A 15,156-nucleotide genomic window follows, 5' to 3' on the forward strand; every position below is an offset into this window, starting at 1 on the left:
CGTTGCAAGAAATAGAATCGCAAAAATTGATCTTTCAACAGGTCAAGTTACATCGTGGAATCCGAATGCAAATGGCACAGTTTATTCAATTTTGCCAGATCCATCAGGAATAGGAATTTATGTTGGTGGTGCATTTACGAATATAGGTGGTGCTGGAAGAAATCGCCTTGCAAGGTTAAATCCAACCACGGGCAGTGCGGATACTTGGAATCCAAATGTTGGAAATGGTGCGATTTACACAATTCAAGTTTATGGGACAACCGTCTATGTCGGAGGGTCATTTACATCTATAGGTGGCATTACAAGAAATTATATCGCAGGGATAAGTGCATCAACTGGGGCAGTTGTGTGGTATCCTACTCCTGGAGCAAATAACACCGTTTATTCTTTGAAAGTTTTATTAACTTATGGTGATTTTTTATTATGTGGTGGCGCATTTACGACAATTGCAGGGCAGACGAGAAGTAGATTATGCTCTTTTGATCTAAGCACAGGAAATATAACAAGCTGGGCTCCAAATGTAAATGGAACAGTTTATTTTGTTACGGCTGATGTTAATGATATTTTTATAGGTGGAAGTTTCACAACCGTTGACGCTCAGCAGAGAAATAGAATTGCGAAATTTAGCAATCCTTCATTTCCACCTGTCCTTTCAAATTGGAATCCAAGCGTAAATAACACAGTGTATGTTATCGGTCAGAACGGAAGTGATGTTTTTATAGGTGGGAGCTTTACGCAAATAAATCTTTATACACGAAATTACATAGCAAGCATTGATCTTTCAAGTGGGAAATTAACAAACTGGAATCCGGGAACAAATAACACGGTTTTTACGATGCTTGCTGTTGGTTCAACGCTTTACATAGGAGGTCAATTTACCACTGTTGCGGGGCAACCGAGAAATCGTCTTGCTTCTTTTAATTTAACAGATGGAACTCTAACATCGTGGAATCCATCCGCAAATTCGGATGTGAGAACTATTGCAAGTGATGGCATTAATTTTCTTTTCGTCGGTGGTGCATTTACATCTATCACGCAAGGAGCAGCTTATACAAGAAATTATCTTGCTTCTTTTTCCTTGAGTTCAGGTTTAATAACGCCGTGGGCGCCAAACGCAAATGGAAACGTTTATGCTCTCTCTGTTTCAGGCGGTGCTTTATATGTTGGTGGTGCATTTACAAGTATACACGGTCAAACACGAAATAGATTAGCAAAGTTTGATTTAAACTCTGGCGGGCTTCTTTCGTGGGCGCCAAATGTTAATAATATCGTATGGGCAATCGCTGTTTCCGGCTCAAATGTCTATATCGGGGGTCAATTCACATCTGTGAATTTAACAACGAGAAATTATATAGCACTTGTTGATGCTGTGAGTGGAAATCTTTTGCCGTGGAATCCAAACGCAAATGGACAAATTTACACTATCACCTTAACAGGTTCTACGGCTTATGTCGGTGGTGCTTTCACAATTATAGGCGGACAGCCGAGAAATCGCATCGCTGGGATTGATCTCGCAACTGGTTCTGCTACATCCTGGAATCCGAATGCAGATAACTCTGTCTATACAATTTTGCTTTCACCTTCAACAGGAAGAGCTTATATCGGAGGTCAATTCACGCAGATAATGGGACTTCTATATTCATATCTTGCAAGTTTGACGATTCCGGATTTATTTGAGCAGGTTTTAACAGTTGGATTTTCTGTTAGTTCAATTTCAGTTATCACAGGTTCAACTGGAAATACCGCATATGTAAGGTTAAGCTGGCTTGATAGAACACCGCCTGAGGAAGGAGTTTATAGTTTTACATTTGAAATCACAAGCCCAAGCATATCAATAAATTCAGGAAATGTATCGCTACATCCTTCAATTTCTGGAAGTTTCAACATTTCAAAAACAAACATTCCTGGTGGTGTAAGGGTCACGATAACAGGGAATTCTATAAGCTCATTGCTTATAGATAATGGCTTAAGCGAAGGTGTATATATTGTTGCTATTTTAACATTTGATGCGCCCACGATAGATGGAACATATTACATAAATCTAACAAACATAAACCCAGCGCAAATACGCACCGTTAATCCTCCATATTCGTTATCAAATCAAACTATAACCGATGGGTATACAACTTTGACTGTTAACTCAATTACTCTCTTCCCCATAACAGTGCCATATTTTACTCCCGTTGGATACACACAAAATAGAAAATACGGAGACATAAACTGGGATGGCTCAATAGATATATCAGACATTACATCGCTTGCAGATATTATAATTGAGAATTACTCTGCTGTGCCTGTGAATGATCCAATATATGGGACAAGATATTTTTATGAAGGTGATGGCTACGGTGGAACGAATCTAGATAAAGCGGACAGAAGGTCTGCTGATGTTTGGGGAACTGGCGGAGATGGCGATCCAACAAATGGAGAAGGAGATGATCAAATTGAACAAATGGATCTTGCAGTTCTTGTTGATGCTGTGACAAATGGAGTTTGGCCAAGTTATAGCGGTGTTATATCAGCAGTTGTAGGAAGACCTGCATTTAAAATCTCCAATGGAAATTATCAACCCGAAAATTTACACGCCAAATTTAGAAAAAACACAACAGATGTATTTGTAAATTTTGAAATTTTCAACCCCGGAGAAAAATCAAGCAAAATAAAAGTTACGGTGGAAAACCAAAGTTATGGTTTGAAAGGCTTACAAATAGAATTTGCTTCGTCTATTTTGCCGGGAGAAATTCAAATATGGGCTTTACCTGATGCAAGTGGGTTAAAAATTGCCTGGGCAAGAAATGAATTCAACAAAGTTGTTATCTTACTTTTTGCCGAAGGTGGCAAGACATTTAAAGTAGGGAAAATTTCATATTTTACGATAGTTTTAGCCAATATCACAGTTGAACAATTCCTCGCATCAGAGCCAAAAGTAATAGCAAGTATAAATAATCTCTCTTATAATGTTGGATTTAATGTGAGTAATGCATCTGGAATTACGCCTTCAACTTACATACTTCACCAAAACTACCCAAATCCGTTTAATTTAGAAACAGTGCTTGATTTTGAAGTCCCTGAATACTCAAGCGTTAAATTGATAATATGGAATTCGCTTGGACAAAAGGTAAAAGAACTTTACAGCGGGATTGTCGCACCGGGCAAATACAAATTATTTTGGGATGGTAAAGATGATTTTGGAAATTTTGTTTCATCAGGTGTTTACTTCTACACGATGTATGCGAAATCACTTGAAGACGGGAGAGAATTCACGATGACAAGAAAAGCAATACTTATGAAGTGATGTTGTGTTAAAATCTACCCCCTTTTTTGATTTATCATTAACCGATTTAAATTAACTCATTGATCATCTTCAAAAGTTTGACTATATCAAAAGGTTTCTCAATAAATCCCGCAACACCTTTAATTTCTTCTCTCTCCGACTCAGTGATATAGCCGGTTGCAATTATAACCTTCACATTTGGATTTATCAAAAGAAGTTGTGCAAGCGTTTCTTTACCGCTCATCTTTGGCATGTTCAAGTCAAGAATCACAAGGTCAATCTCATCCTTATGCTCTTTATAAATGTTCACGCCTTCAAAACCATCTCCGGCTGTATAAACTTTAAATCCTTCAGTTTCAAGGAGTTCTTTTCCAGCAAACCTTATTTCTTCCTCATCGTCAATTAAAAGTAATGTTCCTGTTTTCTTCACTTCCACTTTTAAATCTGTTTCTACCTTTGTTTCTTCTTTATAAACTGGCAAATAAATTGAAAACTTTGTTCCTTTCCCAACTTCGCTATAAACTTTTATAAAGCCGTCGTATGATTTAACGATTCCATAGACAGTTGAAAGTCCAAGTCCTGTTCCTTTTCCAACTGGCTTTGTCGTGAAAAACGGCTCAAACAATCTTCTTTTAACCTCTTCCGTCATCCCAATTCCTGTGTCAATCACATGCATAACAATATATTCAACTCCCGGCTTTGCGTCAAATCCATTCCCGAATCTATTTTCCATTTTAAAAATTAACTTCCCACCATCTGGCATAGCATCTTTTGCGTTAACAGCAAGATTAAAAATTATTTGCTGAACCTGCGCTTCTTCACCAAGAATTGTAAAGTTATCAGCGCCAAATTCGCAAGATATCTCAATGTTTCTCGGAAATGTCTCTCTAAAAACTCTAACAGATTCTTCAATTAAATGATGAAGATTTATCGGTTTCACCTCACCCGTTGGCTTCTTCCGTGCAAATGTGAGAAGTCGTCTCGCAAGTTCTGCCCCTCTTAAAGCAGTTGATGTAATCGTGTTAATCCATTTCTCATATTCAGGATTTTTAACCTTCATTCCAAGAAGTTGACCTGCACCGATTATTATCTGCAATATGTTGTTAAAATCGTGCGCAATTCCACTTGCAAGCGTCCCAAGTGCTTCAAGCTTTTGAGATTGTTGTAGCGCCTCTCTCCTTTTAACTTCCTCCGTCACATCAATAATCATACCCTGCGCTGCTGGTTTCCCTTCGTATTCAACTCTTTTAGTATAACCCTCTATGAAAATAACCTGCCCATCCTTTCTTAATCCTTTTGCACTCCACTTGTTTATCTCAAACTCACCCTTCAATCTTCTTCTCAACTGTTGATTCAATCTTTCTCTGTCATCTGGATGTATCAAAACAGAATAATTTTTCAAATTCAAAATTTCATCTTTCGTATATCCAAAAATCTCGCAAAACTTGTCATTGACAAATTTAAATCCGGATGCGTCCATAAGATAAGCCCCGAAAAATGGATTTTCAACAATTGACCTGTATTTTTCCTCAGATTTTAAGAGTTCAATCGTTCTTTTCTCAATTTCATATTCAAGATGTTCGGAAAATTTAAAATTAAGATAAAGCACCGTCACAACGCTTATAACTATGCCCAGCAAACTCAATATCAACCAGACGAAAGCCGATTTTGGTAAAACTTCAAGAAGTGAAAAATCTTCAAGAAAATGATAATCACAAATCAAGAAACCATCCCCATTAAAATTTACAGGGGTAAGAGAAAGAGCAAGAATTGTTCGCCTTGAATTTTTGTATACTCTTGATGAAAAACTTTCAGGGCTTTCTGCCTTCTCCACGCCTTCAAGTATTGAGCGAATTGATTCGGGTTGATCAACAACAGAGCTTAAATACTGTAGAAAATTTTTGCCAAGTTCTTTTTCGGAATCCGCAGAGATTATGTTGCGTGATAAATCAATGAAATAAATGTTTGCAGGTGATTCAAGCGTCTTTTTTAAATTTTCTCTGATGCTGTCAAAATTTATTTCAATTCCAACTCCACCTGAAAAAATTTTATTTGCTTCATACCTTGGATAGAAGATATAGAGATGGTAATGCCCGCTTTCGTCCCTGAGAAAAAGCGATGCGCTTGAATTATCTGGAGAAAAATTTTTATAAGGTATCCAAATCTCAACAGCTTTAGGATGAGAATAAAAAACATTTCCCTTTTCATCAAAGAAGAAAACATTTGAGACAAGTTCCCCGTATCTTTCAATCAAACTTTTTAAAGTGTCTCTAATTTTTTCGCTTCTAAAATCATTTTTAGTCAAAAGCTTAACACGCATTGATAAATTTTCAATTTCCCTTTCGCTTTCCCTTGCAAAAACTTTTATTATCTCTGCATCTTTTTTGACTTTGTCAAAGAAAACTCTTTCCTGAATTTGGAAAAACACTCCCGCCGAAAATGTTCCAGTTAAAATAACCGCAATCCCTGCAAATACAGCCATAACTGTAAATCGCCTAATTAACCCCGCTTTTGCAATTGCAAGATATTTTGAGCCAAACTTATCAAGAATTAAAGGCGAATGCGAAATTAAAACATGCAATATGTTGAATGTTAAGAATCCAGCGACAAATGTTCCAGCTATCTCAAACCCAAGATAAATTTTATTGAGAATGTTTGCTGAAATACCCAACTTTAAACCCCATAGCCACACAAATGCCTCAATCAAATAGTAAAGCGAGACAAGTTTTATTTGTTTGCTTCTCTTCGGCGCTTTCTCGCACACAATTTTATTCGTAAGCATAATATCACCAAATACAAAATAAGCAACGAAAAACTGCGCTTGAATCAAAACATAAAATAGGTCAGTGAAAAGATAAATTATCTTTTCATACGATTGCATCAAGAAATATGGAACAAGCGAAAGGAGATATACAAGAAGAATTGGGAATGCTTTTTTCAAAGTTGATTTTAAACTGCCAATCTCGGTTATTCTGGCGAAGAAATTGTGAAGCGAGAAAATCCCCGAGATCAAAAGAAAACCAGCGAGAAGATAAATAAATTGCAAAATTATAAGTTCTGTGCTCGTGATGATGCCAAAATTAGCAGTGATGTAAAACGACTCATAAGTTGCAATTAGATAAAAGACAGTGGAGAAAAATAGAAGAGATGAACCTGTTCTTTTCCCAGTTTCAGATGTTAATCTATAAGCAAGAACTGTAAGCGAAATTACAGGCAAAAGAACATATAAAAATTCAAGTGCTTCACTTACAAGACCTAATAAGTGTGACTCCACAAAGACCTCATAATTTTAATTTCAAAGCAAAATTCAAAAACATAGTTGCCAAAATCATAAACACCTACTTCTGTTCCTGCGGGGTTGCAGCTGGTTGAGATTGTCCCTGTTGAGGAGCAGGAACAGTAACGGGCGGAACAGATTTAGCTCTTTGCTGGATTATGCTTTCCCGGACGCTTTCGGGTGTTTTTTTCCGGGAAGAAAGAAAAGATTGATTATAATTGCAAGCAGAAGAAAAATTGCCCCAAGAGTAATGGTTGCTTTGCTTAGAAAATCTGCTGTTCTTCTTATTCCGAATACAGTTCCGAAACCAGCGCCACCAAATGCGCCAGCAAGCCCACCACCTCTTCCAGCTTGAAGCAAAACCGCAATTATAAGCAAAACCGCAATAATTATCTCAATTGCAACAAGAACAGAATACATCGTTTTAAGCTTCGGTTGAATTTTGTTTTTAAATTTTTTTGTGTTTAAAATTTAATCAAAATTACCAACAAAAACAAAATAACTCCCTAACAAGAAAGGTCTAACGATTGCATCAAAAGCCAAACCTTGTTTAATTTAAAACCAGAAAAATAAATTTTCCCAACCCGATGCGAATTTTAATTTACACAGGCAAAGGTGGCGTCGGAAAAACAACTGTTTCATCAGCAACTGCTGTTTTATGCGCTGAACTTGGCTATAAAACAATCGTCATAAGCACTGACCCAGCACATAGTTTAAGTGATTCGCTTTCAAGAAAAGTCGGAAAATATCCAGTTAAAATCACCGATAAACTTTATGCGCAGGAACTGGATGTAAATGAAGAGCTTAGATTAAATTGGGATAAAATTCAGGGTTTTGTAGTTAAGTTTTTGTCTTATCAAGGTTTTGATAGATTCATAGCCGAAGAATTTGCAATTTTCCCGGGGCTTGAGGAATTGTTCAGCTTACTTAAAATTTCTCAATACCATGATCAGAAAAGTTATGATGTCATAATAATTGACTGTGCTCCGACCGCAAGCACAATTAGAATGTTAAGTTTTCCAGACATAGTAAGTTGGTATATGGAGAGATTTTTCCCGCTTGAAAGAAAACTTGTAAAAACGATAAGACCTGTGGCTGAAAAAGTTGTCAAATTCCCTCTTCCATCTGATGATGTTTATGCGCAGGTTGAAGAACTTTACAAAAAAATTGAACACACAAAGAAAATTTTAACCGATGTCAAAAAATCTTCTGTAAGAGTTGTTGTAAATGCAGAAAAGATGGTTATAAAAGAATCACAGAGAGCATACACATATTTGAACCTTTTTGGTTTCCCAGTTGATCTCGTGATTGTGAATAAAATTTTTCCAGAGGAAATTCAAGATAAACATTTCAAAAAATGGAAACAGACGCAGTCAAAACACATTGAAACCGTTAAAGAAGCATTTTCACCGATACCTATAAAAATCTCTTTCCTTCAAGATGATGAAATTACCGGACTTGACAAACTTTTAAAATTTGCTCATAATCTTTATGGCGATGATGACCCGACGAAAGTTTATTACGAAGGCAAACCGATTCAAGTTGAAGAATCAAACGGGCGATATTTTCTTAAATTGAAAATGCCATTTTTCACAAAGAAAGAGCTTAACATCTGGGTAAAAAACGACGAATTAATAATTGAACTTCCGAGCTTCAGAAGAAACATATTTCTTCCTTACACACTTGCGTCAGCAAAAATTAAAGAAGCAACTTTAAAAGATGGAATTTTAACAGTTGAATTTGAAAAAACAAAGGAGGGTTAAAAAATGCCACAGGAAAAAGAAAAACAAATGCCGAAGTATTACATACCTCTTCCGGATTTTTCAGCAATACTTGAATCATTACCGCCGGAGCTAAACGAGACGAAAAAACATTTTATTCAAGCAAATAAGGAATTTCTACTCGCCATTAGATCAATAATTGATGCTGGAATTGCAATAGCAGATAAATTGCTTGAGGAAAAACCAAAGCAAGAGCCAGCAAGAAAAGTTAAAGTAAAGTGATTATCTTCGTATCTCAAAACTAAAAGATGCCCAGAAACTTTCCCAGTTGACATCTTTACATTTATCACAAGGCAGAAGATGAACTAAACGGATCAGCCAGAATCCATCTGAATTCAGTTTAAACTTAACAATGCCATTTTTATCTGTTTTGATTCTTTGCTCCGTGAATTTACCATCTTTTGAACTTTGATTATAAACCATCACAGTTTTATAAGGCAGAGGTTTGCCTTCAAATAAAATTTTCGCCTCCATACTATCCCCCACGCTTAACTCAAATGGATTTTGAAGCAAAATTATTTCAAGTTTTTGCCCGAAAACTTTTTTATAAACCTCACCCTTAAAATTACTTCCAGAAACGATCAGCGATTTCAAAAATCTGCTGTATCTTTCCTTCTCAACTTTCCTTTTTCCCATCTTTTTCCAGATTTCCTTAATCTCATCAAGATTCTCGTGTTCAAGATACTCTTGAAATTCTTCAGGTTTCAGTTCTATATACGCAAAGTCCCTTTCCATAAGGATAAGCCCCAAACCTTCAAAATCAACTTTTCTATTTAACACAGGAATTGTTCCATCTTTAAGTCCATCAATCAAATTGAATTTTGTCTCATCTGTGATTAACTCAAATTTCTTTGTCATATTCTTTTGAAATTCACGCTCAATTTCTTTGTTAAGTTTATCTCCAACGAAAAGATGAACGATAAGCGTATCACCTTTTGACAGTCTAAATTTTTGCGGATGAAGCCAGTAATCGTGTGAGTAAAGTTGATTTAAAAGCAAAATAGCAAGCAAAATTTTCTTCATTTTTGCTCCAATTTTTTACATAAAGATAATTGCCCTTGCTTTTTTGTTCAGGTCATAACCTGTGAAATCATCGCCATCAAAATCATATGGATCGCCATATCCAAGCCAGTTCCAGTCGTGCAAAATCGCAAGTTTGTCTTTTTTGTTAAGTGAGTTATAATTTGGGATGACATTTTTAAGTCGTGGATAATTTGCATATTTTGACGGGTCAACGATTGAAAAAACCTTTTTATGTCTTCTCATTTCGCCCCATTTTTCATCAGAAATTCGCTCGGTTTTATAAACATAAACTTCGCCCGCCTTCATTTTAATTAATCCGCTTTTAACAAATTCCCCTTCATCATACACAGTTATTTCAGCGCCCGTGGCAATTATAGATGCTTTGAGAAGAAATTCACACAAAAGATATGCGTTAAATTCATTTCCCCCGATCCTCGTTATCCCGCTTGCTATTGAATTGTCAATGTATCCACCTCGTTTTAAAACTATCAAACCTTCTTTTTCAAGTTTCTCAAGCGCTTCAACCTCGTTCATCCCAGAAGATAGAAAAAGTTCAAGTTTTTTTGAAATTACATTTTTCACTGGTTCTTTTTCGCCAGCCCACATCATAAGTTCAACATTCTCCCAATTCGGAAATACAGCAAACCTTTTAAAATTTATCTTACCAGCTGTCCAGACAAATTCAGAATTATACCACCTTTGCAATTTCATTATCTCTTCCCATTCATCGTCGCTTAAAAAATTTTTCCCGTTATCCTCTATCCAGTATTTTATTCTTCTTGCCATAAATTTCTCCTTTTCATTGTTTTAAAAAATTCTCAACATACTTGCCGAAAAAATCAAATTCAAGATTTACCCTATCTCCGACTTTTTTAAATTTAATGTTCGTGTTTTCCCAAGTGAATGGAATTATTGAAACTTTAAATCTATCACGATTTACATCAGCAACCGTTAAACTTATCCCATCCACTGCAATAGAGCCAGTTGGAATGAGATATTTTCTAAATTCAACGGGAAATTTTATCTCAAAAATCCAGCTATTGTGAAGTTTTTTTATGCTTTTAATAACACCCGTTGTATCAACATGACCTTGGACAATGTGTCCACCAAGGCGTTCCCCAAGTTTAAGAGCAAGTTCAAGATTGACGAAATCGCCGACTTTCAAATCTCCAAGATTTGTTTTTTTAATTGTTTCCTCAACTGCTTCAACTTTAAAGGAATCATTTGATTTCTCAAAAACCGTAAGACAGACGCCATTAACGCTTACGCTATCGCCAATTTTAATTTCACTTAACAATTTTTTTGATTCAATTGTTAAAACTCTCGCCTCGCCCTTTTGCGCAATTGATTTAACTTTACCTATTTCCTCTATAATTCCTGTAAACATCTTCAAATATAAAATTCGTTTGATTGACTTGACAGGTTAAAAATAAAGTTAAAGTGCAAAAAAATCAAGCAAGTTGAATTTTTCAACCGTTTTTTATTATATTGTCTCAAAATAAAAAAGGACTCCGAAATATGACTTATCTTGTAACCGCACGGAAATACAGACCGACAAAATTCAGTGAAGTTGTAGGACAAGAACATGTAACCGCAACGCTTTTAAATTCACTTAAACTTGGAAGAGTTGCGCACGCTTATATCTTCGCAGGTCCAAGAGGCGTCGGGAAAACAACCGTTGCAAGAATTCTCGCCAAAGCAATTAATTGCTTAAACCCAAAAGATTACGAGCCATGCAATGAATGTGAAATGTGCGTTGAAATTTCAAGTGGAAGAAGCATTGATGTCCTTGAAATTGATGGGGCATCAAACAGAGGAATTGATGAAGTCAGAGATCTTCGTGAGTCCGTAAGATACACTCCAACGAAAGCAAAATACAAAGTTTATATAATTGACGAAGTTCATATGTTGACAAAAGAAGCATTCAACGCTCTTTTAAAAACGCTTGAAGAGCCACCGCCACATATACTTTTCATCTTCGCAACCACAGAACCACATAGAGTTCCGCCAACAATTTTATCAAGATGTCAGAGATTTGATTTCAGAAGAATTGAAATCCAAAAGATAATTGAACGACTTAAATTAATCGCACAGCAAGACAAAATTCAAATTGATGATGATTCACTCTTTACAATCGCAAAGAAAGCAAACGGCTCATTAAGAGACGCTTTAAGTATATTTGATCAAGTTGTCTCATTTTGCGGTGAAAAAATTAAAATTGAAGATGTAATAAATGCGTTAAACATAATTGATCAGGAAATCTTCTTCAAAGTCACAGACATAGTCAAAAATAAAGACATACGTGCTGGATTTGAGCTTGTTGATGCAATTGTGAAACAGGGATATGATTTTCAGGAATTTTTAAGCGGTTTATCCGAACATCTTCGGAATATACTCGTGGCTATTACAACTAAATCAGATGAATTGATTGAAGCAACGGAATATTACAAGAAACGTTATCTTGAAGAAGCAAAACAATTTAACGAGCCAGATGTTTTAAGAATGCTTAAAATTGTAAATGATGCGGAGATAACGATCAAATGGTCTCCGCAACCGAGATTAAAACTTGAAATGGTGATAACCCAGCTTGCAAGTATAGACAGCACAGTTAAAATTCAGGAACTTATTTTAACTGTGCTGTCTATACTTGCAAGCTGGGTTATCACCATTTCAAGTATAGACAGCACAGTTAAAATTCAGGAACTTATTTCAAAAATTGAAGAACTTGAAAAGAGGTTTGATTCCGAAAATTTTAATAATCCCCCGAAAGGGGGAAATAAAATTGAACCAGTGAAAACACAATCAGCTCAAAACACGGAAAAGAAAGAAGAAACCAAAAACGAAGATCATTCTCTTCAAACCGAAGACATCTCAACAATTAACATTCTTTTTGAAGACCCGCTTGCAGATTATAAAACCAAACCATCTGCAGAAGCTGATAAACCCGAAAATAAAATTGAAAATCCAGATAAACTTTTAAATTCAATCCGTGAAAAATGGGATGAACTTGCGGACATTGCACAAAGTTTTAATTTAAATCTTGCCACTGCTTTAAAATTATCCTATCCAATTGAGCTTAAAAATCAAAAACTCAAAGTTGGGGCTTCAAACGACATTCATCTTGAATGGATAAAGAAAAATCGCCCGTTCATCAGAGAAAAATTAAAAGAGTTGTTTGGTGTTGAATTTGAAATTGAGCTTGGGATTTGTGATGTTGAAAAATTTAAAGAGGATGTCGTAAAATACAGCCCCGATTTAAAATTAAAAAAATTGATAAATGAGTCGCCATTTGTCAAATCACTCGTTGAAAATCTTGGTGCAAAGCCGATTGATTAGCTTAATGTTTTCAATTTTTGCTCTGACAACGATTTCGTTTTCAAATAGTTTTAAATTTTCAAAATACGCTGGTGATTTTCTTAACATTGGCGTTGGCGGAAGAGCACTTGGAATGGGTGGAGCATTCACAAGCATCGCAAATGATGTGACCGCAGGTTATTGGAATCCCGCAGGTCTTGCTGAAATCTCAAACTCGCAGATAATTTTAATGCACGATGAAAGATTTGCTGGAATTGTAAACTACGATTACATTGCTTTTGCTTTTAAACCAAGCAATTCATATTCACTTGCAATTTCCTTGATACGAATTGGAGTTGATGACATTCCATTTACAGAAAACGCATTTTTTGATAATAATGGAAATGGAATTTTTGATCCCGATGTTGATCGGCTTGATCCAGAGCGTTTTTCCTTTGTTTCTTCATCTGACTGGGTTGGGATATTTTCTCTGGGGAAAATTTCGGACGGAAAACTTTCAATCGGTGGGAATGTTAAGTTAATTTACAGAAAAATTGAAAAGAATAACGGAATTGGGATTGGCTTTGATTTCGGGGTTAAGTATAAAATTTCAAACTTTGCAATTGGTGCGGTTTTGAAAGATGCAACCTCAACTCTCGTTGCTTGGAACACTGGCAGAAACGAACTTATAGCACCATCACTTTCAACAGGGATAAGCAGAGAATTTCAAATTCTCTGGGGAAAATTTACACCTGCGATTGATTTAATTTTAAGATTTGAAGGAAGAAAACGAACTGCATTTCTCGGGACAAATTTTTTAAGCGCGGACTTCAACATAGGTGCTGAATACACTTTCAAAGAGATAATTTCAATTCGCACTGGCTTAACTGAAAACAAAGAATTTACACTTGGAACTGGGCTAAAATTAAATCGGCTTGACATTGATTATTCATTTGCAAAATTTAACTCTGAACTTGGAAACACGCATAGAATATCTGTAAAATTTACAATCATTTAGAAAATAAAACCATTGAAAATATATGAATCTTTACGCTCTTGCAATAGCTGCTCACCCGGATGATATAGAGTTAAGTTGTAGTGGAACGATAATAAAACTTACGCAAAAAAATTATCCTGTTGGGATTCTTGATCTGACAAGAGGAGAACTTGGAACGCGTGGGGATGAGAAAATAAGAGAAAGCGAAGCAAAGGAGGCAGCAAAACTTATGGGAGTGAGCATAAGAGAAAATCTTGGGTTGCCAGATGGCGGGATTGAAGTGACAATGGAAAATAAAATTGAGCTGATAAAAATCATAAGAAAATACAAACCAGAGATAATTTTCGCACCATACTGGATTGAAAGACACCCGGATCACGAAAACACAAGCAAACTTGTTCGTGAAGCGTGGTATTTGTCTGGACTTGTTAAGTTCAAAACAAAGCTAAACGGAAAAATCCAAGAACCGCACAGACCGAAGAAAATTTTCTTCTATGTCCAGTATTATTATCAGCAATTCACACCAAACTTGATAATTGATATAACCGATGTTTTTGAGAAGAAGTTAAAGGTGATTGAATGTTATAAGTCGCAATTTTTCAATCCGGGCGTGAAGATAAGCGCAAGGGAGACACTTTTGAGCACGCCAGATTTTAAAGAATATCTTGTAGCGCGAGCACGATTTTTTGGTGAGATGATAGGTCGCAAATATGGCGAGCCGTTTTTAACACTTAGCCCTGTTGGTTTAAATGGAATTGAAAATGTAGTTTTACCTTTGCGAAGTTAAAAATAAAAACTTTACAAAATTGAAAACCGAAGAAATTCTTGGGCTTGTAAATGTAATTTTTTACACACTTCACATCGTCATCTTTACAATTCTCGCATACAGACAGAATAAAAACGGTGGGATTAAATCAGCGTTGCTTGTTTTGATTTTTTTGTTTGTTCTTTTCTTCATTGCTCTTCAAGTTGGCGGATTTATCGCAGGAGCATTTTTCATCGGAAAAGAGATGACCTCAAAATTAAAAGCAATCCACGACACACTTGTTATATTTATTTCAACAATCATTGAATCGCCTGTCTGGTTCATATTTCTGAAAAGAAAAAAAGAGCAAGATGAAACAGAAAACAATAGCACTAATAGCGCACGATAGGAAAAAGGCTGATATGGTCGCATTTGCAACTCAAAACAAAAAGAAGCTTGAAAAGTTCAACTTAATCGGGACAGGAACAACTGCAAAACTTGTCCGAGAGAAAACCGGTTTGAAAGTGAAGGCATATCACTCTGGACCATACGGTGGAGATGTTGAAATAGCAGATCTTGTCGTCAAAGGCAAATGCGATGTTGTTATATTTCTACATGATCCACTTGAACCTCATCCGCATGATCCAGACATAAAAACGCTAATGCGGGTTTGCGATGTTTACAATGTTCCACTTGCGACAAATCTTGCGACCGCTGAGATCATAATCAACGCAATTTCTGAAGGCATTTAAAAACTTAACAATT

Annotated in this window: 13 protein-coding genes; 8 read left to right on the forward strand and 5 right to left on the reverse strand. The window is 35.9% G+C overall.

Features of this window, described 5'->3' with window-relative positions; translation table 11 throughout:
* A partial coding sequence (locus AWW83_RS04995) for a FlgD immunoglobulin-like domain containing protein (RefSeq protein ID WP_092349429.1) occupies positions 1–3,295 on the forward strand: 3,295 nt, incomplete at its 5' end.
* A gap of 46 nt (positions 3,296–3,341) precedes the next feature.
* On the opposite strand, the gene AWW83_RS05000 is transcribed toward AWW83_RS04995, so the two are convergent.
* Together AWW83_RS05000 and secG are read right to left on the reverse strand one after the other, a co-directional pair.
* The gene (locus AWW83_RS05000) at positions 3,342–6,548 is read right to left on the reverse strand and encodes a hybrid sensor histidine kinase/response regulator (RefSeq protein ID WP_092349434.1); all 3,207 of its coding nucleotides are present in this window, start codon (positions 6,546–6,548) and stop codon (positions 3,342–3,344) included.
* Between the two features lie 159 nt (positions 6,549–6,707).
* Positions 6,708–6,971, reverse strand: coding sequence for a preprotein translocase subunit SecG (gene secG, locus AWW83_RS05005; protein WP_092349437.1), 264 nt, complete (start codon positions 6,969–6,971; stop codon positions 6,708–6,710).
* 167 nt (positions 6,972–7,138) lie between these two features.
* On the opposite strand from secG, the gene AWW83_RS05010 reads away from it, so the two are divergent.
* Together AWW83_RS05010 and AWW83_RS05015 are read left to right on the forward strand one after the other, a co-directional pair.
* Positions 7,139–8,314 carry an ArsA family ATPase gene (locus AWW83_RS05010; RefSeq protein ID WP_092349440.1) on the forward strand — a complete coding sequence of 392 codons (1,176 nt, stop codon included), beginning with the start codon at positions 7,139–7,141 and terminating at the stop codon, positions 8,312–8,314.
* A 3-nt stretch (positions 8,315–8,317) separates the two neighbouring features.
* Positions 8,318–8,554, forward strand: coding sequence for a hypothetical protein (locus AWW83_RS05015; protein ID WP_092349443.1), 237 nt, complete (start codon positions 8,318–8,320; stop codon positions 8,552–8,554).
* On the opposite strand, the gene AWW83_RS05020 is transcribed toward AWW83_RS05015, so the two are convergent.
* Genes AWW83_RS05020 through AWW83_RS05030 form a run of 3 tightly spaced genes read right to left on the reverse strand, consistent with a single transcriptional unit; the run spans position 8,555 to position 10,742 of the window.
* Positions 8,555–9,355, reverse strand: coding sequence for a DUF4198 domain-containing protein (locus AWW83_RS05020; RefSeq protein WP_092349446.1), 801 nt, complete (start codon positions 9,353–9,355; stop codon positions 8,555–8,557). It abuts the gene before it with no gap.
* Between the two features lie 15 nt (positions 9,356–9,370).
* Positions 9,371–10,141: a hypothetical protein gene (locus tag AWW83_RS05025; protein ID WP_092349449.1), complete on the reverse strand. Its 771-nt coding sequence runs from the start codon at positions 10,139–10,141 to the stop codon at positions 9,371–9,373.
* Between the two features lie 13 nt (positions 10,142–10,154).
* A complete protein-coding gene (locus tag AWW83_RS05030) occupies positions 10,155–10,742 on the reverse strand; it encodes a riboflavin synthase (RefSeq protein WP_092349452.1) in 588 nt (195 codons plus the stop codon).
* Positions 10,743–10,873: 131 nt separating this feature from the next.
* Here AWW83_RS05030 and dnaX point away from each other — a divergent pair, with 131 nt between their 5' ends.
* Genes dnaX through AWW83_RS05055 form a run of 5 tightly spaced genes read left to right on the forward strand, consistent with a single transcriptional unit; the run spans position 10,874 to position 15,143 of the window.
* Complete coding sequence (dnaX, locus tag AWW83_RS05035) at positions 10,874–12,691, forward strand: DNA polymerase III subunit gamma/tau (protein WP_092349455.1); 1,818 nt, start codon at positions 10,874–10,876, stop codon at positions 12,689–12,691.
* Positions 12,692–12,695: 4 nt separating this feature from the next.
* Positions 12,696–13,667, forward strand: coding sequence for a PorV/PorQ family protein (locus AWW83_RS05040; protein WP_092349458.1), 972 nt, complete (start codon positions 12,696–12,698; stop codon positions 13,665–13,667).
* Between the two features lie 22 nt (positions 13,668–13,689).
* Positions 13,690–14,433: a bacillithiol biosynthesis deacetylase BshB1 gene (bshB1, locus tag AWW83_RS05045; RefSeq protein WP_092349461.1), complete on the forward strand. Its 744-nt coding sequence runs from the start codon at positions 13,690–13,692 to the stop codon at positions 14,431–14,433.
* 19 nt (positions 14,434–14,452) lie between these two features.
* Positions 14,453–14,800, forward strand: a complete 348-nt coding sequence (locus AWW83_RS05050) for a hypothetical protein (protein WP_092349464.1) — start codon at positions 14,453–14,455, stop codon at positions 14,798–14,800.
* Positions 14,763–15,143, forward strand: coding sequence for a methylglyoxal synthase (locus tag AWW83_RS05055; RefSeq protein WP_092349468.1), 381 nt, complete (start codon positions 14,763–14,765; stop codon positions 15,141–15,143). The genes AWW83_RS05050 and AWW83_RS05055 overlap by 38 nt, the downstream gene beginning before the upstream one ends.
* The last annotated feature ends 13 nt before the right edge of the window (positions 15,144–15,156 follow it).

Origin of the sequence: Candidatus Chryseopegocella kryptomonas (assembly GCF_001536065.1) — a bacterium.
Taxonomy (GTDB): domain Bacteria; phylum Bacteroidota; class Ignavibacteria; order Kryptoniales; family Kryptoniaceae; genus Kryptonium; species Kryptonium kryptomonas.

Excerpts from the sequence above, each read along its gene's own strand:
- secG (WP_092349437.1), bottom strand. The coding sequence starts at position 6,971 with ATGTATTCTGTTCTTGTTGCAATTGAGATAATTATTGCGGTTTTGCTT.
- AWW83_RS05010 (WP_092349440.1), top strand. The coding sequence starts at position 7,139 with ATGCGAATTTTAATTTACACAGGCAAAGGTGGCGTCGGAAAAACAACT.
- AWW83_RS05015 (WP_092349443.1), top strand. The coding sequence starts at position 8,318 with ATGCCACAGGAAAAAGAAAAACAAATGCCGAAGTATTACATACCTCTT.
- AWW83_RS05020 (WP_092349446.1), bottom strand. The coding sequence starts at position 9,355 with ATGAAGAAAATTTTGCTTGCTATTTTGCTTTTAAATCAACTTTACTCA.
- AWW83_RS05025 (WP_092349449.1), bottom strand. The coding sequence starts at position 10,141 with ATGGCAAGAAGAATAAAATACTGGATAGAGGATAACGGGAAAAATTTT.
- AWW83_RS05030 (WP_092349452.1), bottom strand. The coding sequence starts at position 10,742 with ATGTTTACAGGAATTATAGAGGAAATAGGTAAAGTTAAATCAATTGCG.
- dnaX (WP_092349455.1), top strand. The coding sequence starts at position 10,874 with ATGACTTATCTTGTAACCGCACGGAAATACAGACCGACAAAATTCAGT.
- AWW83_RS05040 (WP_092349458.1), top strand. The coding sequence starts at position 12,696 with ATGTTTTCAATTTTTGCTCTGACAACGATTTCGTTTTCAAATAGTTTT.
- bshB1 (WP_092349461.1), top strand. The coding sequence starts at position 13,690 with ATGAATCTTTACGCTCTTGCAATAGCTGCTCACCCGGATGATATAGAG.
- AWW83_RS05055 (WP_092349468.1), top strand. The coding sequence starts at position 14,763 with ATGAAACAGAAAACAATAGCACTAATAGCGCACGATAGGAAAAAGGCT.